The sequence below is a fragment of the Nitrospira moscoviensis genome (assembly GCF_001273775.1).
GTDB classification, from domain to species: domain Bacteria; phylum Nitrospirota; class Nitrospiria; order Nitrospirales; family Nitrospiraceae; genus Nitrospira_D; species Nitrospira_D moscoviensis.
Window position 1 is genome coordinate 1,572,876 of record NZ_CP011801.1, and the last position, 19,228, is coordinate 1,592,103.

General features: G+C 62.6%; 19 protein-coding genes. 8 read left to right on the forward strand and 11 right to left on the reverse strand.

What is annotated here, in order from left to right; translation table 11 throughout:
• Positions 1 to 106: 106 nt before the first annotated feature.
• The gene (gene serS / locus NITMOv2_RS07720) at positions 107 to 1,393 is read right to left on the reverse strand and encodes a serine--tRNA ligase (RefSeq protein WP_053379312.1); all 1,287 of its coding nucleotides are present in this window, start codon (positions 1,391 to 1,393) and stop codon (positions 107 to 109) included.
• Positions 1,394 to 1,523: 130 nt separating this feature from the next.
• Here serS and NITMOv2_RS07725 point away from each other — a divergent pair, with 130 nt between their 5' ends.
• Together NITMOv2_RS07725 and NITMOv2_RS07730 are read left to right on the forward strand one after the other, a co-directional pair.
• The gene (locus tag NITMOv2_RS07725) at positions 1,524 to 2,540 is read left to right on the forward strand and encodes a PA0069 family radical SAM protein (RefSeq protein WP_053379313.1); all 1,017 of its coding nucleotides are present in this window, start codon (positions 1,524 to 1,526) and stop codon (positions 2,538 to 2,540) included.
• Between the two features lie 12 nt (positions 2,541 to 2,552).
• Positions 2,553 to 2,918 carry a rhodanese-like domain-containing protein gene (locus NITMOv2_RS07730; protein WP_053379314.1) on the forward strand — a complete coding sequence of 122 codons (366 nt, stop codon included), beginning with the start codon at positions 2,553 to 2,555 and terminating at the stop codon, positions 2,916 to 2,918.
• A gap of 17 nt (positions 2,919 to 2,935) precedes the next feature.
• Here NITMOv2_RS07730 and NITMOv2_RS07735 read toward each other — a convergent pair whose 3' ends face one another.
• The 3 genes from NITMOv2_RS07735 to NITMOv2_RS07745 form a co-directional block, all read right to left on the reverse strand.
• Positions 2,936 to 3,484, reverse strand: coding sequence for an OmpH/Skp family outer membrane protein (locus NITMOv2_RS07735; protein WP_053379315.1), 549 nt, complete (start codon positions 3,482 to 3,484; stop codon positions 2,936 to 2,938).
• Between the two features lie 89 nt (positions 3,485 to 3,573).
• A complete protein-coding gene (locus tag NITMOv2_RS07740; RefSeq protein WP_053379316.1) occupies positions 3,574 to 5,127 on the reverse strand; it encodes an HD-GYP domain-containing protein in 1,554 nt (517 codons plus the stop codon).
• 13 nt (positions 5,128 to 5,140) lie between these two features.
• Positions 5,141 to 6,928 carry a HEAT repeat domain-containing protein gene (locus NITMOv2_RS07745; protein WP_053379317.1) on the reverse strand — a complete coding sequence of 596 codons (1,788 nt, stop codon included), beginning with the start codon at positions 6,926 to 6,928 and terminating at the stop codon, positions 5,141 to 5,143.
• A 153-nt stretch (positions 6,929 to 7,081) separates the two neighbouring features.
• On the opposite strand from NITMOv2_RS07745, the gene NITMOv2_RS07750 reads away from it, so the two are divergent.
• The gene (locus NITMOv2_RS07750) at positions 7,082 to 7,717 is read left to right on the forward strand and encodes an SGNH/GDSL hydrolase family protein (RefSeq protein WP_053379318.1); all 636 of its coding nucleotides are present in this window, start codon (positions 7,082 to 7,084) and stop codon (positions 7,715 to 7,717) included.
• The gene (locus NITMOv2_RS07755; RefSeq protein WP_053379319.1) at positions 7,714 to 8,043 is read left to right on the forward strand and encodes a thioredoxin family protein; all 330 of its coding nucleotides are present in this window, start codon (positions 7,714 to 7,716) and stop codon (positions 8,041 to 8,043) included. Before NITMOv2_RS07750 ends, NITMOv2_RS07755 begins: the two co-directional genes overlap by 4 nt.
• Positions 8,044 to 8,072: 29 nt before the next feature.
• Here the strand turns inward: NITMOv2_RS07755 and zwf are convergent, their stop codons facing one another.
• From zwf to NITMOv2_RS07780, 5 genes are all read right to left on the reverse strand, one after another.
• Positions 8,073 to 9,617, reverse strand: a complete 1,545-nt coding sequence (gene zwf, locus NITMOv2_RS07760; protein WP_053379320.1) for a glucose-6-phosphate dehydrogenase — start codon at positions 9,615 to 9,617, stop codon at positions 8,073 to 8,075.
• Positions 9,618 to 9,622: 5 nt separating this feature from the next.
• Positions 9,623 to 10,516, reverse strand: coding sequence for a phosphogluconate dehydrogenase (NAD(+)-dependent, decarboxylating) (gene gnd / locus NITMOv2_RS07765; protein WP_053379321.1), 894 nt, complete (start codon positions 10,514 to 10,516; stop codon positions 9,623 to 9,625).
• A 112-nt stretch (positions 10,517 to 10,628) separates the two neighbouring features.
• Positions 10,629 to 11,411, reverse strand: a complete 783-nt coding sequence (locus NITMOv2_RS07770; RefSeq protein ID WP_053379322.1) for a nucleotidyltransferase domain-containing protein — start codon at positions 11,409 to 11,411, stop codon at positions 10,629 to 10,631.
• Entirely contained in the window at positions 11,411 to 11,650 is a 240-nt protein-coding gene (locus NITMOv2_RS07775; RefSeq protein WP_053379323.1) for a hypothetical protein, read from the reverse strand. Before NITMOv2_RS07775 ends, NITMOv2_RS07770 begins: the two co-directional genes overlap by 1 nt.
• Before the next feature lie 58 nt (positions 11,651 to 11,708).
• Entirely contained in the window at positions 11,709 to 12,740 is a 1,032-nt protein-coding gene (locus tag NITMOv2_RS07780; protein ID WP_053379324.1) for a threonine aldolase family protein, read from the reverse strand.
• Between the two features lie 97 nt (positions 12,741 to 12,837).
• On the opposite strand from NITMOv2_RS07780, the gene NITMOv2_RS07785 reads away from it, so the two are divergent.
• Complete coding sequence (locus NITMOv2_RS07785) at positions 12,838 to 14,145, forward strand: NTP/NDP exchange transporter (RefSeq protein ID WP_053379325.1); 1,308 nt, start codon at positions 12,838 to 12,840, stop codon at positions 14,143 to 14,145.
• Here NITMOv2_RS07785 and NITMOv2_RS07790 read toward each other — a convergent pair.
• The gene (locus NITMOv2_RS07790; protein WP_053379326.1) at positions 14,132 to 15,484 is read right to left on the reverse strand and encodes a right-handed parallel beta-helix repeat-containing protein; all 1,353 of its coding nucleotides are present in this window, start codon (positions 15,482 to 15,484) and stop codon (positions 14,132 to 14,134) included. The two genes, NITMOv2_RS07785 and NITMOv2_RS07790, sit on opposite strands and share 14 nt — an antisense overlap.
• Here NITMOv2_RS07790 and NITMOv2_RS07795 point away from each other — a divergent pair.
• The 3 genes from NITMOv2_RS07795 to NITMOv2_RS07805 all read left to right on the forward strand — a co-directional run bounded on the left by NITMOv2_RS07795 (position 15,483) and on the right by NITMOv2_RS07805 (position 18,474).
• The gene (locus NITMOv2_RS07795; RefSeq protein ID WP_053379327.1) at positions 15,483 to 15,683 is read left to right on the forward strand and encodes a hypothetical protein; all 201 of its coding nucleotides are present in this window, start codon (positions 15,483 to 15,485) and stop codon (positions 15,681 to 15,683) included. The two genes, NITMOv2_RS07790 and NITMOv2_RS07795, sit on opposite strands and share 2 nt — an antisense overlap.
• A gap of 109 nt (positions 15,684 to 15,792) precedes the next feature.
• Positions 15,793 to 17,157, forward strand: coding sequence for a glutamate-5-semialdehyde dehydrogenase (locus NITMOv2_RS07800; protein ID WP_053379328.1), 1,365 nt, complete (start codon positions 15,793 to 15,795; stop codon positions 17,155 to 17,157).
• A gap of 135 nt (positions 17,158 to 17,292) precedes the next feature.
• A complete protein-coding gene (locus NITMOv2_RS07805) occupies positions 17,293 to 18,474 on the forward strand; it encodes a class I SAM-dependent methyltransferase (RefSeq protein ID WP_053379329.1) in 1,182 nt (393 codons plus the stop codon).
• Here NITMOv2_RS07805 and NITMOv2_RS07810 read toward each other — a convergent pair.
• Positions 18,471 to 18,938 (reverse strand): YgaP family membrane protein, encoded by a 468-nt coding sequence (locus NITMOv2_RS07810; protein ID WP_202967330.1) that lies wholly within the window; start codon positions 18,936 to 18,938, stop codon positions 18,471 to 18,473. The genes NITMOv2_RS07805 and NITMOv2_RS07810 overlap by 4 nt on opposite strands.
• Between the last annotated feature and the right edge of the window lie 290 nt (positions 18,939 to 19,228).

Here is a 19,228-nt window from a genome sequence, read left to right on the forward strand (position 1 = left end):
TCAGATTGTTGCCGACGGGATAGATACCATCAGTGAATTATTAAGATCGCTAGACCCGACCGGGAGCCCTTCAAATGGCTCTTGGCGACCGGATAAGTGCCTACAGCTACTCCTTCCCAATCCGTTCCATCCCGCCAAGATACGGCTGTAAGGCCTTGGGAATCAGGACGGAGCCGTCTACCTGTTGGTAGTTTTCCAATAGGGCCACGAGCGTCCGTCCGACAGCCAATCCGGAGCCGTTGAGCGTATGCACAAAGTCGGGCTTGGCGTCCTTTCTGCCGCCGGCGGGTCGATATTTGATGCCGGCGCGCCTCGCTTGGAACGACTCGAAATTGCTGCAGGAGGAGATCTCCCGGTACTGCTGCTGTGAAGGCAGCCATACTTCGATGTCGTAGGTCTTGGCGGCGGAAAACCCCATGTCGCCGGTGCAGAGCGTCACGACGCGGTACGGCAATTCCAGATCCCGAAGGATCGATTCCGCCTGACCGGTCAGCCGCTCCAATTCCTCGTACGATCGATCCGGCGTCGTGAAGGCGACGAGCTCGACCTTGTTGAACTGATGGAGGCGAATCAACCCGCGCGTGTCCTTGCCGTACGATCCCGCCTCACGTCTGAAGCAGGGCGTATAGGCGGTGTACCGTATGGGCAGGCGTTCCTCGCTCAGGATCTCCTCCCGGTGCAGATTGGTCACCGGCACCTCGGCCGTCGGAATGAGGAAATAGTCCTCGTCTCTCATCCGGAACAAATCGTCTTCAAATTTCGGCAGCTGACCTGTGCCGGTCATCGTCGCACGATTGACCATCAGGGGCGGCAGCACTTCCCGGTAGCCGTGGTGCGTTGTATGGCGGTCCAGCATGTAGTTGATCAAGGCCCGTTCTAACCGGGCTCCCGCTCCGGTCAGCACGGCAAACCGCGCGCCGGCGATCTTGGCCGCCCGGTCGAAATCGAGAATGCCCAGCGCTTCCCCCACCTCCCAGTGAGGCTTGGGAGGGTAGGCAAAGGTTGGGATCGCCCCCCAGCGCCGGACTTCGACGTTATCGGAGGAGTCGTTCCCGACCGGCACCGACCGGTGCGGCTGGTTGGGAATGCGCAGCGCCAGATCGCCCAACGTTTCTTCGATGCCCCGGAGCTCCGCCTCCATGTCCTTGATGCGGTCTCCCAGTTGCTTCAGCGCGGCCATGGCCTCTTCAGCGGGCTGGTGAGATCGCCGTAACCGAGCCACCTCGTCGGAGCCTTTTTTGAGCTCATGGCGGAGTTGCTCGACCTGCGTCGTCAAGGCCCTCCGTTCCTCGATCAGCTTCTGCAACACGTCCCAAGGGACGTCATGGCCGCGCCGGCCCAAGGCCGCTCGGAGGCCCTCCATATTCTCGCGAAGAACTTTCACATCATGCACGTGAAACCTCTACACACAGACCGTTGGCGAATCTAGCACCTGACCCGGGGAGAGTCAACGCGACCGCTCAGGCTGCAAGCAGACGAAATCCAGATTGACAACGAGGAGACACGCGCGACACGATAGCGATGTGCGCCCGATCTCGAATCCACCCAATCCATTCGAATCACGGCATCGGGAATGGTTGGAACCGGCTCCCGCGGCCAAGCTGACGATCTATGAAGACGCGACGCGTGAGATTCTGAGCCGGAACGACAGCCCGGATTTACCGTTTCGCTGGAGCCTCAATCCCTATCGCGGTTGTTTTCATGCCTGCGCCTACTGCTACGCTCGGCCCTCGCACGAGTACTGGGGATTCGGGGCGGGAACGGACTTCGAGAGTAAGATCATTGTCAAAGAGCATGCGCCGGCGCTCCTGCAGCGGGTGTTGGACCGGCCCTCTTGGACCGGCGAGTTGATCGTCTTTTCCGGCAACACGGATTGTTATCAGCCGATCGAAGCCAGTTATGGCTTGACACGGGCTTGTTTGGAAGTTTGCGCGGAGTACCGCAATCCCGTAGGCGTCATCACCAAAGGAGCGCTGGTGCTTCGGGACCTCGACGTGTTGCTTCGGCTTCATCGCGAGGCCTGGGTCAGAGTCTATTTCAGCATCCCCTTCGCGTCCGATGAAACGGCTCGTCTAGTGGAGCCGCATGCACCGTCGGTCTCCAGGCGATTCGAGGCGATGAAGAGCCTCTCCGATGCCGGCATCCCGACCGGCGTCTCGATCGCGCCGACCATCCCGGGGCTGAACGACGACGATATCCCGGACTTGTTAAGGCGGGCTCGGGAAGCAGGCGCGACGGTCGCGATGTCCAGCCTTCTACGGTTGTCGGGAAGCGTCGAGCCGGTGTTCCTGGAGCGTATGCGGGAAGCCTTTCCGGAGCGCATCGCCAAGATCACGAGTCGGATCCGCGATGTGCGGGAAGGCCGGCTGACGGACGGCGAATTCTTTCGGCGGCACTACGGGACGGGAACCTATTGGGAGATGATCGAGTGGCTCTTCGAGATCTCGAAACGAAAGGCCGGCTTTGTCGAAGAAGAGACGGAGGCAGTCCCGGCGACTTTCCGAAGACCGGGAGGGCCGGAGCAGCGGTCACTCTTTTGACAGGGAGCCAGGATGAAGCACAACCCGGGATTCTTACAGTTGGTGGATCAGGCCAAACGGCGCATCAAGGAATGCACGGTCGCCGAGGTGAAGGCGCGGCTCGATCGAGGCGAGCGGTTCCACTTTCTCGATGTTCGGGAAGATCACGAATTCGCAAAAGACCGTGCCAAAGGCGCCCGGCACTTGGGAAAGGGGATTATCGAACGCGACATCGAAACGGTGATTCCCGAGAAGGAGGCCGAGATCGTGCTGTACTGCGGAGGCGGGTTCCGCTCGGCCCTCGCCGCCGATGCCTTGCAACAGATGGGGTATCGGAACGTCCGTTCGATGGAGGGGGGGATCAGGGCCTGGCGCGAGGCCGGCTACCCGCTCGAGTAACCGGTCTCGCTGCGCCGCTACTTATTGGTGCGGTCGAATTCCTTGATCACCTGGTCGGTCAGATCGATCGTATCCTTGTTGTAGATGACGATCTTGACTGTTTGTTCGCTGCCTTTGTCGACCACCAATGAAAACCCGCCTTTCTCGGCGACCGTCTGCGTGGCGGCCGAGATCTTTTTCATGTAGTCGTCCACCAGCTCTTTTTGCTTGCCCTGCAGCTCCTGATTAAACTCCTGCGCCCGCTTCTGGTACTCCTGGATCTTGGCGCGGAATTGCGTTTCCTTTTCCTTTTTTTCCGCGTCGCTGAGCTTGGCGCCCTGCTCCTTCAACTGCTTCTCGTAATTCCGCAATTCTTCTTCGTCCTTGGCGAGCAGCTTCTGGCGGGTGGAGACGTATTCCTTCAATCCGTCCAACGCTCTCTTGCCGGCCTTGGACTTTTCCAAAACGGACTGCGGATCCACGACGCCCATTTTGAACGCGTCGGCGGCATGGGCACGGAGGGGAGCGATCAGGGCCACGGACAGCAGCGTCGCTGCTATCAGCGCCCGCGTGTGAGAGATCGGCATGGGGGCATACTCCTTGTGCGAAAACCGGTTCGTGAACGTGAACGGCGGGAGAATAGCTGCGCGGCGTGAGCCTGTCAAGCGAAGGCAGGCTAGACGAAGTACCGGCTGGTGTCGAACTTGTACTCGGTGTTGTCGATCAGCCGGATGATGCTGTGTCGATAGTCCCCGGTGTCGTCTTTTTCGGTGAGGTCGCATTCGGGGCCGTTGTCGAGGGGATTCCCGTGCGCGTCCGCGATGATTTTGACCAGCGGCCGCTCCGCGTCCGTCTTCTCCATGGCGGGCTTGAGCACCACCGCGAGTTCCTCGGTATTGAGCACGACCAGGCTCCCGATCGGCACGATGCCGACGCAGTTGACGAAGAGCTTCAGCAACGTGGCATCGAAGCTCTTCCCCGATTTGCCGAACATCATGCTCAAGACCTTCGAGGGCGACATGGGCTCCCGCCGGTACACGCGCGAAGACGTCATGGCGTCATAACAGTCCGCGATCGAGAGAATGCGGCCGGTCAACGACAGCTTCCAGGGCGTCTTCAGCTTGGGGTAGCCCGAGTAATCCAAATTCATGTGATGCTCGAACGAGGCGGCCGCCATGCGGGCCGGCAGATTCGTAATGCCGCGCAGTTGCGCAAGGCTGAGCACTCCTTCGGTCGGATGGTTCCGCATGGCGGCCCATTCGTCTTCGGTGAACTCGCCCGGCTTGTTCAGGACGTCCAGCGGGATCGTCGATTTCCCCATGTCGTGAAAGAGGGCGGCCAAACCGAGGTCGGCCAGCTCGACTTTGGGATAGCCGGCGCGGTTCGCCAGGGCGATGGACAGCAGCGCGACGTTGACGGAATGGTTGTGGGTGTATTGGTCATGGCAGCGGAGCGTGGTGAGCCCGAGCAGGGAGGCTTCGTCCTGCATCATGAGATCGACGATGTTCTGGATGGCGCGTTTGGCCTGCTTGAAATTGATGGTGCCGCCGTCGCGCACGGATTGCGTGAGGGTGCCGACGGCCGCCCCCGCCTGGCCGTAGGCGGCCTTCGATTTGGCTTTGTGCGTAAGCTTGGGATCGGCGTTGGCCACGCCTCCCGAGCCGTCCATCTCTTCTTTCAGCCGGAGCTCGCGCGGGTCTTCCAACTCGATGGTGGCGATGGTCAGCTGCTTGAGAGCCTGCCTGAAATCGTCGAGGGTTTTGGTCGCCGGATCGAGGCTGACGAACAGGTACGCGAACTCACGGAGATGTTGCGAGGTGACCGCGGAGGAGAAGGTTAACCCGCCGATTTTCCATTTGCTCATCGCATCGATGATGCTGGAGACGACCACCATCTGTTGAGCGCTGACCTTCAAATGGTTGTCGCCCAGGAACAGGAAGTCGTCTTGCAGCCGCACGGTGACGGGGTGGTCGTGCGCCAGGGTGTGAATGAGCGTGAGCATCGTCTCGACCGGCTTGTCGAGCGCCGCGTTGGTGCGTCCATGGATGCGCGAGGTCTTGATCAACGTATTCAACTGGACGATGAGCTGGAATCCCAGCATCACCATCTGTTGGTCGAGGATATCGCCGGCCTCCGATCCATGCCCGATTTTTTGGGTCAAGGACTTCTCGTGGGTCAGCAAGGGCTGACTCTGCTCGTCGGTAGGTGTCTGGCTTTTCGGTTCGTTCACGCCGGCTCCTTCTTTACGCCGCGGGGGACTTGCGCTGCTGTTTTTGAATCTGGGACAAGGCCAGCGTACAGGCCTGGCGCACCGCGGTCCCGCCCTTCTTTTGTCCCAGCTCCAGGGTGGCGATCGCGGCCGGCGTGGCCAGTTTGCCGAGCGCTTCCGCGGCCAACAGGGCGAGTTCTTCCTTCTTCTTCCGGTTGGTCCAGCTCCATTCGGTGAACAGATTTTCCCAGTAGGGGATGGCCTCGTCACCGCAGGTCGCGCGGACGGCTTGAAAGACCGCGCGCCGCTCGCTCATCGGCCGCTCCATAAAATCCTCCGCTGACAGGATCGGAGACCAGAGGGAAAAGGGAGCGGTGTATTGTCCCGACATGAGCAATTTCAACGCCGCCACCCGGACCGATTCGTCGGCATCGTTCATGAAAGACAGGAGCCTGGCGCCGTTCCCCGAAGGCCGGAACAATCCGATGGCGCGCACCACTTCTTTGCGGACCTGGACGTCCGGATAGCGCACCAGTTTTTCCACCGCGTCCGCGAAACGGGGATTGTTCCATTTCATCAGGAGGGCCAGCAGTTGCCGGACATAGTGCGGCCGCCGGTCCGACAGCCCGCGCAGAACAGGTTCCGGTTGATCCTTGGCCAAGACGGCCAAGGCTTCGGAGACGATACCCTGGTGCGTCTGTGATTCCAGATTGGCGAGGAGAGCGCAGAGCCCGGGCACGGCATCAGCCTTCATCAACAAGAGAATGGTGGAGAGGCCTTCCGTCGTGGCGCCCGGCGTGCGATTCAAATAGGTTTCGATGGCTTTCAGTCGCTCAGGCTGTCCCAGCCCGTCCAGCAAAGCCGTCACCTGCTGCTTGTGATCCTCGCCGAGATCGGGCCGGACTGCTTCCGTTTCGTGCAGCAAGCTGAGCACGTGTTCCAGCACCGTCCATTTTCCCTCCCGCATCAGCGATTCAATGATGCTGCCCCAGAGACCAAAGAGCTTGTTCAGCAGCGCAGGGGACTGCTCCGACGCCAGAATCGTCGTCAGCATATCCAGGATATAGATCGTACTGTCCTGTTTGCTTTCGGCCTCGACTTCTTGCGCCAGCGCGGCCAACTCTTCCTCGGTGACTTCGTACCCGATGAGCCCCGACTGGAACCGTCGTTTCGCGGCCGCCTCGCCTCCGCCCGCAGCCTTTGTATCGTCATCGGCGCCCTTCAGACCGCCTTTGCGGCTGCGCTCGCGATCCAGCAGCTCTCGCAAGGTGGAATCGGACGCCGGCGGATCGAGACGGAGGAATCCGTCATTGCCGCCGGACGCTTTCGCCAGCTCCTCGGCCGTCACGACCGTGAGGGTCGTCAGATTCTTGGCCCAGAGGCGGGTCACGATGTCGTCGTCGTCTTGGGCGGGGTCCAGGCCGCCCCACAAGGAGTCCAAAAAGAATCGCAGGTCCTCGACCGTCAGCCCCTGATGAAACACCAATTCCCGGATGCCGTCGGCGTACAGTTTGAACGCGATGCTTTCACTGCCGGCCTCCTGCGCCGGCTCATAGACCACCTGTCCGTCGCACATGAGCTGCGACCGCTGGACGAGAATCGTCAGTTTGGAATAGGTCGAGAGATGGGTGGTGAGCTCGTCGTACAGTTGCTGGGAGAATTTCAAGGCGACCGGATTCGTCGCCCCATAGGTCCGGTTGGACTTGGCGGTCTTGTCGAGCAGCTTCAGGACGCGTTTCACCGACGCGATTTCGGGGGCCTCAGTGCCTTTGGCCGCGACCGCCGCCGCCATCATCTCTTGCGCCGTTTTGAGGTCGGACATGAGGTAACACCTACCGGGAGATCGACCATTCGTCAAAGAAAATCGCCATATTCCGAAAAGAAATTGGGCATCTATCGCTTGCGTCCGGTTGTAGTGTCCGCCGGGAGACCGTAAAATCGGCGCCAGTCGAAGAATCGAGAAGGGACTCCTTCCATGCCTTCCATGGTGGTCTGTTTCGGGGACAGTTTGACGGCCGGGTTTCAATCACCGACGAGAGAGAATCCTCAGGGAACCGCCACGCCCTATGGCGATTGGCTCCAGGAGATCCTGGGACCGGCGGTTCAGGTCCGGATCAGCGGGGTGTGCGGGGAAGTCACCGGCGAGATGGTCATGCGGTTTCGCCGCGATGTCCTCGATCACCGACCAGGATATGTCGTGATTCTGGGAGGAACGAACGATCTCGGGTGGAATGCCGCGCCGGCGGAGATCATGCGCAATCTGGTGAAGCTCTACGAACAGACCTTCGCGGCTGGGGCCGTACCTATTCCGGTCACCGTGCCGTCGATTCGCGTGGAAGACCACGACTCCAACCCGGATGGACGGACCTGGGTGGAGGGGCACCTGACGCGCCGGCGCAGCCTGAACGACCTGATTCAGGCCTACGCCAAGTCCAAGAACATCGCCTGCGTCGATCTGTTCGAAGCCACTATGGAAACCCCGTCCGGGCAACTGGCCGCCGAATACTCGAACGACGGTCTGCACCTCACCACGGCCGGATATCGGCTCGTGGCTGAACGGGTGGCGCTGGTCATCAAAGCCGATATGGCGACCCCGGGCGTTCCGGCATGAGTGCTCGGCTGCAGCCGGTCACGGACCGGGATTTTGACCGCGTCGTACACGGTTCTCCTGTGCCGGTGCTGATCGAGTTTTGGAAGCCGGGCTGCGGCCATTGTCGCGCGTTGACGGCGGAACTGGAGAAACTGCAAACAGACCTCGGAGGTCGCCTACTCGTGCTGGCGATGAATGCCGACGAGAATTATCAAATCCCGGCCGAGCTGGAAATCACGTCGCTGCCGGCCCTGGCGCTCTACGACAAAGGGGAGTTTCAGCGGTTCATCGGCGGGCTTGGGAAAAAGGAAGACATTCTGAAGCAGCTGCCGCTCGCCGTCGACTGAGCAGGGTGCTCCGCTCCCGAGAGCCGGGTTTATAACACCCGCCAGGATCGCCCGTCGTTCTGGATCAGGCGATCGGCTTCGACCGGCCCCCACGTTCCCGCTGGGTATTCCGGGAGCCAGCGCTGTCCCAGCTCTTCCCAAGCCTGGAGAATCTGCGTAATCCAGGCCCACGACGCTTCGACGGCGTCCCGCCGCATGAAACGCGAGGCGTCGCCGGCCATCACATCCAAGAGCAGGCGTTCGTATGCTTCGGGCGACGGACGTCCGAAGACCTCGCCGTATTTGAAATTCATCTCGACCGGATGGGTCTGGGCCCGGGTGCCGGGCACGCGGGAGACGATGCGCAGCGACAGCCCCTCCTCCGGCTGGATGCGCAGAGCCAGGACGTTCGGGGCCAGCGGGCCTTTGGGATTGGCATTGAAGAGGATCTGCGGGATCTCCTTGAACTGCACTGCCACTTCGCTCGCGCGGAGCGGCAGGGCCTTCCCGGTCCTGAGATAGAAAGGGACGCCGGACCAGCGCCAGTTCTCCACGAAGCATTTCACCGCCACATAGGTCTCGGTGGTGGAATCCGGCTTCACGCCCTTTTCCCGCCGATAGCCTGGGACGGGTGTGCCGTGGATCGTCCCCTCGGTGTATTGCGCCCGCACGGTAAATCGTTCGACGTCCTTGGCGGTGATGGGCCGCAGGCAGCGCAGCACCTCCATTTTGGCGTTGCGCACGACATCCGGATCCAGCGAGTAGGGCGGCTCCATCGCCACCAGACATAAGAGCTGCAGCAGGTGATTTTGCACCATGTCCCGGAGGGCGCCCGCCTCTTCGTAGTAGGCGGCGCGCGTGCCGACGCCTTCCGCTTCGCTCACCGTGATCTGCACGTGATCGATGTATTTGTGGTTCCAGATCGGCTCGAAGATGCTGTTGGCGAACCGGACGACCATGAGGTTCTGGACCGTTTCCTTGCCCAGGTAATGGTCGATCCGGAAGATCTGCGATTCATCGAAGACCCGTCCGGTCACTTCGTTGATGGCCCGCGCCGAGGTCAGGTCGCGCCCCACGGGCTTCTCCACGATGATCCTGGCATAGGGCGACCGGGCGCCCCGCGCGCCGGCGAGTCCGGCCTGCGCCAGCCCCTCGCAGACCGGCGCGAAGGAGCTGGGGGGGATGCTGAGATAGAAAATCCGATTGCCGGGAAGTTGCAGGGAACGCTCCAATTCCTCGGCGCGCGCCTTCAGCCGGAGATAGGTTTGCGGATTGTCATTTTCGCCGGCCAGATAAAAGAGGTGCCGGGAAAACGCGTTCCACGTATCCTCGATCAGCGCTTGGCGGGAATGTTTCACGACGCCGTCCCGGACGGCGGCGCGGAACTCCTCATCGCTCATCGGGGTCCGGCCCAATCCCAGCACCGCATAGTCGGACGGCAGCAGGCCGTCGAGCAACAGGTTATAAAGGGCCGGGATCAACCGGCGGCGGGCCAGATCGCCCGAGCCGCCGAAAATCACCAGCGTGCAGGGCTCGACCGGAGGCAAGGTTTCCTGCGCCGGGCTGATTTCGATTCGTTGACTGTTCGAAGCCATGGCTATCAGCGCCGGACCGCATGGCCGCCGAAGGCGTTGCGCAAGGCCGCCAGCATCTTTTCCGCGAAGGATTCTTCCTGCCGGGACCGGAAGCGGGTGAAGAGCGCGGCGGTGAGCGTCGGCACCGGCACGTCCTTGTCGATCGCATCGGCGATCATCCACCGGCCCTCACCGCTGTCCTGCACGTAGCCTTTGAGTTGTTCCAGCTTCGGATCCTCTTTCAGCGCGCCGGCCCCCAGCTCCAAGAGCCAGGAGCGGACGACGCTGCCGTGCATCCAGAGATCGGCGATCTGCGCCAGGTTGAGGCGGTACTCGCTCTTGGACATCAGCTCGAAGCCTTCGGCATAGCCTTGCATCATGCTGTACTCGATGCCGTTATGGACCATCTTCACGTAGTGGCCGGCGCCGACCGCGCCGACATGCGCCCACCCGTCCGGCGGCGCGAGCGTCGTGAAGACGGGCGCCAAATGCTTCACCGGGGCCTCGTCGCCTCCGATCATCAGGCAATAGCCGACTTTCAGGCCCCAAATTCCTCCGCTGGTGCCCGCGTCCACATAGTGAATGCCGCGGGTCTTCAGTTCGCGCGCCCGGCGCACATCGTCATGGTAGCGGGTATTGCCTCCGTCCACGATGATATCCCCCGGCTGCAAGAGCGCGGCGACCGCGTGAACCGTCTCCTCGGTCGGCGCGCCCGACGGAACCATGATCCAGACGGCGCGGGGCGCGGTCAGTTTCCCGACCATATCGGCGAGGGACCTAGCCCCGACGCCTCCCTGCGTCTCCGCCTGCGTGATCAGCTCGGCGGCCCGATCGAAGACCACCACGCGATGCTGGTCGCGCCGCAGGCGCGTGACCATGTTCATGCCCATCTTCCCTAGTCCGATGAATCCCAGTTCCATAACGGCTCCCTTCGTGCGGAAAGATAGACGATCATCTTACCACGGGGTGTTGGGGTCGATGAGTTGCGCGAACGGCCTTGACGAAGCGATCGGCGCCGGTGACCGCCCGAGCTCAGTCGATGCGGGCCGGGTTCGGCACATCCTTAAAGAGCAGATCGGCAAATCGGCGCCCGAAGTTGAGGCGCTCCGAGAGCGAGGGCGCGTTCAAGAACTGTCCGGCCAGGTCGGCCAGCGCCGGCTCCCGGGATACCATGAAGCGGTGCACGTCCGCAGGAGCCGTGAGCCAGAACCCGCGGAGGCGAAAGAAGGCGAGGAGGCAATCGTCGTAGAACAACATCAGGAGATAGTGGGCCGTGCCCGGTTTGTCGGCCAGGTCCTCGGCTTTTCCCAGCCAATGGAAACACTCGGCCTTCATCCGGATCTGCTCGTTGATCGACGCCGGTGGCGGGCCCTGCCGAAACCGGTGATGCGCTTTCTCGATGAGCTTGGCGGCGACGCCGTCGTGGTCGTACAGCACGCGCCCCTTGCGGAGCAGCGGCGGCAGCCGCAGGGAGTAGGCCAATTCTTCTTCGACCGCCTTGTGACCGCGATAACGGATGTCGGCGAGCCGCTCTCCGACGCGGAGAATTTCGTGGGCGTCCGCGTTGCCCTTGACCAGCGCGATGAGATCGATGTCGCTGTGCGGCGTGACGGCGCGCCGCGCGCCCGATCCGACCAGCACGATCCCGATCAGATCGCCGCCGCGGCGGCCCTTGATGTGCCGGAGCGCGAGCTCCAGGCTGTCCTCGAAGCCCGGCGGCGGGGGCGTCTCCGGCTGCTCCGGCGGTTCCGGCACAGCCAACAACTCGGCGTTCAGCTCGTCGCGGGTGGGGAGGGTGGAGGCCGGGTCGTCCATCAGGCGCTCTGCGCTTCGTGAATCCGAGCCGGAAGCAGTTTCAGCCATTCGTCGAACGGCTGGTCCGCGTCCACGATGATTTCCAGTTTGCCGTTCTGCAACCGGCGCACCCGGCCCGGCTGCTCGGGGGACAGAGGGATCTCCACCCATTCCCGATCGAGGCCGAGCCCGTCCGTCACGTCGAGGATGCGGCTGATCTGTTGAAACGAGACGGCTTGCAGCGACATGGCCTGGGTCATACGGCTGGCTGCATTCTATGGAGGGGCCTAATCGCTGTCAACGTGGCGAGCGAACGGATCACGGGGCCAGCACGCGCGCGAAGACGGCGCCCGCTTCGTCGATCTGCTTGGCCGAGATGTTGAGGTGCGTCACGGCGCGATAGCGCCGTCCGCCGATCGCGTTGATCAAGACACCCTGGCCGCGCAGCGCCGCGACGATCTCGGCGGGGGTGCGCCGCTGATCCTCGACGTCAAAGATCACGATGTTCGTCTCCACATGTTGCGGCGAGATCCGGACCGCGGGAATCTGCTGAAGCAGCCGCGCCAGCTTTTTGGCATGGTCGTGGTCTTCTTTCAGCCGGGCGACGTGATGCTCCAAGGCATAGATGCCGGCGGCGGCCAGGATGCCGGCCTGCCGCATCGCGCCGCCGTACATGCGGCGATACCGGCGCGCGCGCTCGATCAGCCCCTGCTCGCTGGAAATCAGCAACGAACCGACCGGCGCGCCGAGCCCTTTCGACAGGCAGAGTGACACGGTCTCGAAGTGCTGTGCGTAGGAGGCGGCCGGTAGCGTCGTGGCGGCGACGGCGTTCAGCAGCCGGGCGCCGTCCAGATGCATCGGGATGCCGTGTTTGACGGCGACGGCGCGGATTTTTTCGATGGTCGAGAGCGGGTAGATGGTGCCGCCGCCGCTGTTGTGCGTGTTCTCGAGGCAAATGAGGGCCGTCGGGATGCTGTAGGGGTCTTTCGGCCTGATGGCGGCTTCAACCTGCTCGGCCGTCATGACGCCGCGTTCGCCCGGCACCCAATGGAGCTGCACGCCGGCCAACGCGCCGGCCGCGCCCTGCTCGTACCGCACGATGTGCGCGGTGCTCTCGACGATCACCTCCTGCCCCGGCTGCGTCTGGCAGCGGATCGCCAGTTGGTTGGCCATCGTTCCGGAGGGCACGAACAGCGCGAAGCGCTTTCCCAACAGAGCCGCCGCCATGTCCTGCAACCGGTTGACGGTCGGATCTTCCCCGTAGACGTCGTCGCCGACTTCGGCGCGCGCCATGGCTTTCCGCATCCCGTCGGTCGGAACGGTGACCGTATCGCTGCGAAGGTCGATCATCGAAGGCCTCTCGGTATGAAGTCGGCGCATTCTAGCAAATTTTCTCCTTGCACGAGAGAGTCCGGGTGAGGCACTGTCCGGCATCGCCGGGTCCTGTATGCCGTCTCTCCCCATCCTGTCGTGGATCAAAGCGGATGCTGCCGAGCGGACGCCGCTGCTCTGGTCGGTGCTCTATTTCTTGTGCCTCCTCTGCGGCTATTACATGCTGCGGCCAGTGCGGGACGAGATGGCGATCGAGGGCGGCGTCCAGCATTTGCCCTGGATGATGACCGGCACGTTCCTGACCCTGCTCGCCGCCACGCCGATCTTCGGCTTCGTGTCGTCACGCCTGCCGCGCGTCCGATTGCTGCTCTCGGTTTACGCGTTCTTTGCCGTCCAGTTGCTGGTCTTCTTCCTCGCCATGGCCGCCGGCTGGCATCCCGAGTGGGTGGCCCGGATCTTCTTCGTGTGGTTGTCCGTCTTTAATCTCTTCGTCGTGTCGGTGTTCTGGAGCTTCATGGCGGATCTGTTCACACCGGAGCAGGGAGCGAGACTCTTTCCGGTCATCGCGGCGGGCGGGAGCCTGGGGGCGATGGCCGGACCGATCCTGACCGCCGGCATCACCTATGTGCTGCCGATCTCGGCGCTGATGCTGGTGTCCGCCGGCTGGCTCGTGGCCTGTGCGATCTGCATTCTGCGGCTGGACCGGTGGTCGAACCGGCAGGCTCACCGCCCGATCGGAACCTCCGCGCATTCGCTCGGCGGCGGCATGTGGGCCGGGATTCGCCTGGTCGTCGCGTCGCCGTACTTGCTCGGGATCTGCGCCTATCTCCTGCTGCTCACCATGTCGGCCACCGTCCTATATCTGGAGCAGGCTGCGGTGATCGGTCGAGACATCGCCGATGCCGCATCCCGGACCAGACTCTTTGCCGGGATGGACTTGGCCGTCAATATCATGACCTTCCTGACGCAACTCTGGATCACCAATCGCCTGGTGTTGCGCTTCGGTCTCGCCGCGGCGCTGCTGTTCCTGCCGCTCGTCAGCCTGTTCGGATTCGCCGCGCTCGGGGTGAGCCAGGTCCTCGGCCTGTTTCTGGCGTTCACGGTCGCGCGGCGCGTGGGCGAATATGCGATCTCGAAACCGGCGCGCGAAGTGCTGTTTACGGTGGTCAGCCGGGAAGAAAAATACAAGGCTAAGAACTTCATCGACACGGCGGTCTCCCGAGCGGGCGACGCCTTCACCGGCTGGGCGGTCTCCGGCATCAAAGCCCTCGGCGCCACGACGAGCCACCTGGCGTGGTTGGTCGTGCCGCTCATGCTGCTCTGGGGCTGGATCGGATGGTTACTGGCGCGACAGCAGCGCGACCGCTCCCTCGATGTCCGGCGCGCCAAGGCGGCGAGTGGAGAACCGGCTACAGGATTCTAAGATTGGCCGGAGCTGCCGGCGGCTGAACATCGGACTGGCCGGTCGGTTTGAAGCCCGGAACGATACTCCAGCCGGGATTCGAGGCCAGCCCGTCGGTCTCGTAGGCGCCGACGTCCTGCGGGCTTTGGCGGGTCCGGTCGTTAAAGTCGAGGGGCGGCGCAAACCCGGCGGCGGCCTTGCCGATGAGCACCGAGCCGGGCCGCGGCCAGACATCCTTGTTCGGCGCATCGACGAAGGCGGCTGCGGCGGTTCCCCCGCCGATAAACCGTGTGCCGTCCACCGTGGCGCCCGACATGCCGCCTTCGACATAATTGCTGCGGGCGGTCACCTGTGCGCTGGAGAGGCCGGTGCCGTCGACGGCGAGACCGGAGCCGCAGTACACGGCGTTGTTGGCCAGCGTGACGGCCGTCACCGCCGTCCAGCGGAGGAACAAGCAGTCCTGTTGGCCGACGATCGTATTATGGACGATGGTGAGATTTTTCATCTGGCCCACCGCCGCATGGGGATAGGAGGAGATGCCGGCGGAAGACGACAGAATCACGTTATTGCGAATGACGGCGTCCGAGACCGCATAGATCCCTTCGCCGCAGTTCCACAGCACGTTGCTTTCAACGGTATTGACGCCCGCCCCGCCGCCGTAGACCAGAATGCAGGGGTATTGGGTGCCGACGGTCGTGTCATGAATGACATTGTGGCGGATCACGTTGCCGTAGGAGCCCGCTTTGACTTCGATGCCGTCGTTCCCGCCGGAGGAGCTTCCCCGCAGATGATGAATGTAGTTGCCTTCGATCAGACTGTTGGTGACCCGGCAACTGCCGGTATGGCAGCCGAGATACAGGCCCTCCCCCTCGGTGCTCCCCGATGCGACGCCTGTGTGATGAATGTGATTGCGGCGGATGGTCATGAAATCGGAATTGCCGCTATTCAGCGCGATGGCGTTGTTTTCCGTATCGGAGACGTCCAGATGCTCCAGCGTGACATGGTGGTTGGTGCCCTCGAAGCGGATGCCTTGGCTCCCTCCCTGGAAATGCAGTCCCCGGATCACCAGGTACGACGAGCCGACGATATCGAGATTATTCTGGGACGGAGAATTGGTCAGAATCGGAATCTCGCCGGCGGCCGCACGAATGGTGATCGGTTGGACGCTCGTGCCGATGACCGTGATCGCCCGCCGGCAGCCCTGCGCATACGTGCCGCCGTGCAGCACCAACTCATCGCCGGGACGCAGCGTATTCGCGACCGTTTCGAATTGTTCCGTGCAAGAGCCGCCGGCGCCGGCGGGAAAGAGTTCGATGACCGCCGCTTCGACCGCGCTCCAGTTCGCTATACAGAGCAGCATGGCGCAGGGGATCAACTTCGCCGGCTGGGTGAGTCTTGATGATCTGTTCCGCACGGCGCGGCTACTCAGCAAAGCTTATGCCGGGATGCAGAACATTGTCGGCAAAGAAGGAGTCCGGGTTGTCAGCAAAATCCGATGCTTGTCGAAGGGTTGGATCGGCCCTGTAAGCAGCGATGGCTGGGGAGCTGGTTTTTTGTAGGGTGAATCATGCAACGAAGCGCACCTTTCGGTCTGGTGCAGACGCATGATATAGTCCGGGCTCCCGAGAGGCAATTCTTCATCGGTTCACCATAAGACGAGGATTCCCGATGCCTGAGGTTCCGGTTAAGCTTTATCTCGATAAGCTGTTGAAACCTTGTCGCGATGTGGCGCGGGGATTGGCGCTCGTTCCGGGTCCTGTCAAAGACCAGGCGCTGCGGGCGATGGCGGATCGCATCGGCGAAGACGAGGAGAAAATCCTCGCGGCGAATCAGAAAGACGTCGACGCCGTCGGCAAATCGTATGAGGCCGACGTCAACAAAGACCGCATGAAGGCCGCTGTCGCCCGCCTGCGCATGAAGGCCGACGATGTGAAAGACATCGTCGAGCGGCTGCGTGTGATCGCGGATCAGCCCGATCCGGTCGGCGCCGTGACCTCGCGCTGGGAACGGCCGGATGGATTGCAGGTAAGCCGTGTCCGGGTTCCCATCGGGGTGATCGGCGTCATTTCGGAGATGAAGCCGCTCGTCACGGTCGAATCGATCGCGCTGTGCCTCAAGTCGGGCAATCTCTGCGTGTTTCGGGGCGCGCCCGAATGGACGTTGACCCATCAGGCGATCGAAGCGAGTCTTCGCGCGGCGGCCAAGGCGAGCGGTCTGCCTGAGAACGCCTGGATCGCGGTGGAGCGGCCCGAGAAGGAAATCGCCATCGAGTTGATGCGTTCCGGGAAGGTGCTCGACGCGATCGTTCCCCGCGGAGGCGCGGGGCTGCGGAAGGCCGTCATGGAACAGGCCAAGATGCCGGTGTTGGCGTCGGACGGAGGGCTCACGCAGATATACGTGGATGCGGAGACCGACATTCCCATGGCGCAGAACGTGGTCATCAATTCAAAAGCCCAGCTCGCCGCGGCGGGCAACGCGCTCGATACGTTGTTGGTGCAGCAGATCGTGGCGCGCCAATTTCTGCCGCCCTTGATCAATCGTCTGCTCGATGAATTCAAGATCGAAGTGCGCGCCTGCCCCAAGACCATGGCGCTCATGGGCCAGATGGCGATGACGGGGCATACGGCCATCACCGCGGCGGGCGAACATGACTGGCGCACCCAGTTTCAAGCGCCGGTGTTGGCCGTCAAGATGGTCGCCAACATGGACGAGGCCCTCGCCCACATCGTGGAACACGGTCCCTGCATGACCGCCGTCATCGCGACGACGCGGTATGAGTCGGCCCTGCGATTCACCCGCGAAGTGGATGCGGCCGCGGTGTTCATCAACGCCTCCTCCAGATTGAACGCGGGCGACAGCTATGGATTCGGGGCCGACGTCGGATTGAGCGGATCGCGTCTCCACGCGAAGGGACCGATCGGGTTGGAGCAGCTGACGTGCGAGAAGTATGTCGCGTTCGGCACGGGGCAGTTGCGGCTGCCGCATCCGGTGCCGGAGGCGTATTTTGACGCCATCATGCTCAAACGACCTTGAGGATGTTGAAAAAGCCCGCCTGCTGCGTTCTCGCATCACTCGGACCCTCAACGTACCCCAGAGGGTCCGCCTCGGGCCCTCGCTCGTTGCGGCCTTGCGGTCGGGCTTTTTGAACATCCTCTAAGCCAAACCGCCGTGCCCGCTCAATCATTCCTGGATCCGCTCAAAATTCACCTCGCCTCCTGGGGACTGAAGCGGTTTACGTCGGACGCGGAGTATTTCGCGTGGCAGCGGGAGATGTTGTCGACCCAGGAGTTGCATCGGCTGCATGAGCTCGTCGAGCTGAAGCGTCGAGGCACGGCGGCCGACGAGGCGGCTTTCTACGATGCGACGGCGGCTCCGCGCATCCTTCCTGCTCTCTATAGCCAGCGCTACGACTACTACGGCGCGATCGGTCCGCTCGTTGCCGCGCGGCTTGCCGATGCGCATTCGGTGCTCGATTTCGGTTGCGGCGTCGGGATCCTCACGACCTTCTATGCCGCGCAATTTCCCGAGAAACAGTTTGTGGGCATCGATCGTTCGCCTCAATCGGTCGTGCGAGCCAACGAGGCGGCTGCGGCGCGCGGGCTCCGCAACGTGCGTTTCGAACAACATGATGTCGAGCAGGGGCCCTGCTCCGGTTCCTACGACGTGATTCTTGCCACCCATGCCTTGGTGCAAGCGGAACAGGATCCCGGCCTTCCGAGCAGGGATTGGACGACGTTCGAGCGCGACGACGATGCGCAGCGGCAACGGGCGTTTGAAGTCCGTACAGGGATCGGTCTCAAATTGGATCAGCTCTGCGCGGGGCTGGCTCCCTACGGACGCCTGATCGTATTTGAGAAGACGAGGCTGTTGGCGAGACGGGTGCCGTTTCAGCGCGCCTTGGCGGCCCGTGGATTCATGCAGCTGGAGAAGCCGGAATTGATCCGCTATCGGCTCGTCGAGGAAGTGGCGGACGATGGGCCGTTGTATCTGTTGGGACGGGGAGAAAAGGATGGTTTGCCGTGGGAGGAATCCCCCGAACCGGATGCAGGCCCCCCATTCGACCAAGCCGGCTTCCCGGAGGCCCCGCACCATGCCGCCGAACCGCTCTATGAAAATCACTGGCCGTCCGCGCAGCGGGTGTGGGAGGGACTGCGGGGCAAGCGCGTGCTGGAAGAAACGACGAAGCAGGAGTCGGACGGGCGCCAACTGCACGTGGAGCTGGGCGCGGTCGGCCGCCTGTTCTATCTCTATTGCGCCAACACGTTCGATCAGCGGCAACTCGTCGTGATGCGTCACGCTCAGCGCCCGGCGCTGGAAGAGTATTACCGGGGCATCGTGCAGGCCGGCTAGGCGCGGACGGCGTCGAGAATGGTCTTGGCCGGCAAATTCCCGTCTCCCGCGGCGTAACGGAGATCCCCCCGCACCAGCTTCAGCGCGGTGCGTTCCTCGTCGATCTCGCGTGGCGTCCGCACACCCAACCTGCGAAACAGCGCGACGGGCGGACACCAGCCCTGCACGGCGTGCTGCAACAGAAAGACCGCGACGGCCGCGGGCAGGAGAAGCCACCGCCGGCTCACGAAGCGGGTGAGGGCCACGCCGATCAGCGAGATGGCGGCCGCATTCGCTTCCAGAACCCGTTCAATATCCCATTCCCGGTCGAGCTCTTGCAGCCGAAGATCCAGGAGCCGGGGGTCGTGGCTCGCAAAATATGCGACATTGGCTTCGATCTGTCGCGAGATGCGCTGATTCACCTCGTCGTCGGTGTGCCGCGGCACGCGCTCGGTCGTGGGCGGCAACACCATATCGTGCGGCATCGAATCCTCCCGAGCTCCATCACATCCCGACAGATCCCGCGCGGCACCTCGCAGGGTCCCTAGAATGTCATCGAGAAAGCCCGTATGGGGAACGGCCACACGTGAAGGGGGCTTTGCACAGGGTAGGAGGCACTGCTTAGTCGTTCGAAGCGAGGCCTTCAGGCTCTATCCAGAAGAACGCGAAAGTTCGCTGGTCAAGAGCGTCAAAGAATGCGATCAGAAAATCACGCCGGTCTTGGAAGCGGAGTGGAAAAAACTTTGCGGACCGGAGTGGACCGTATCGTCTCGCA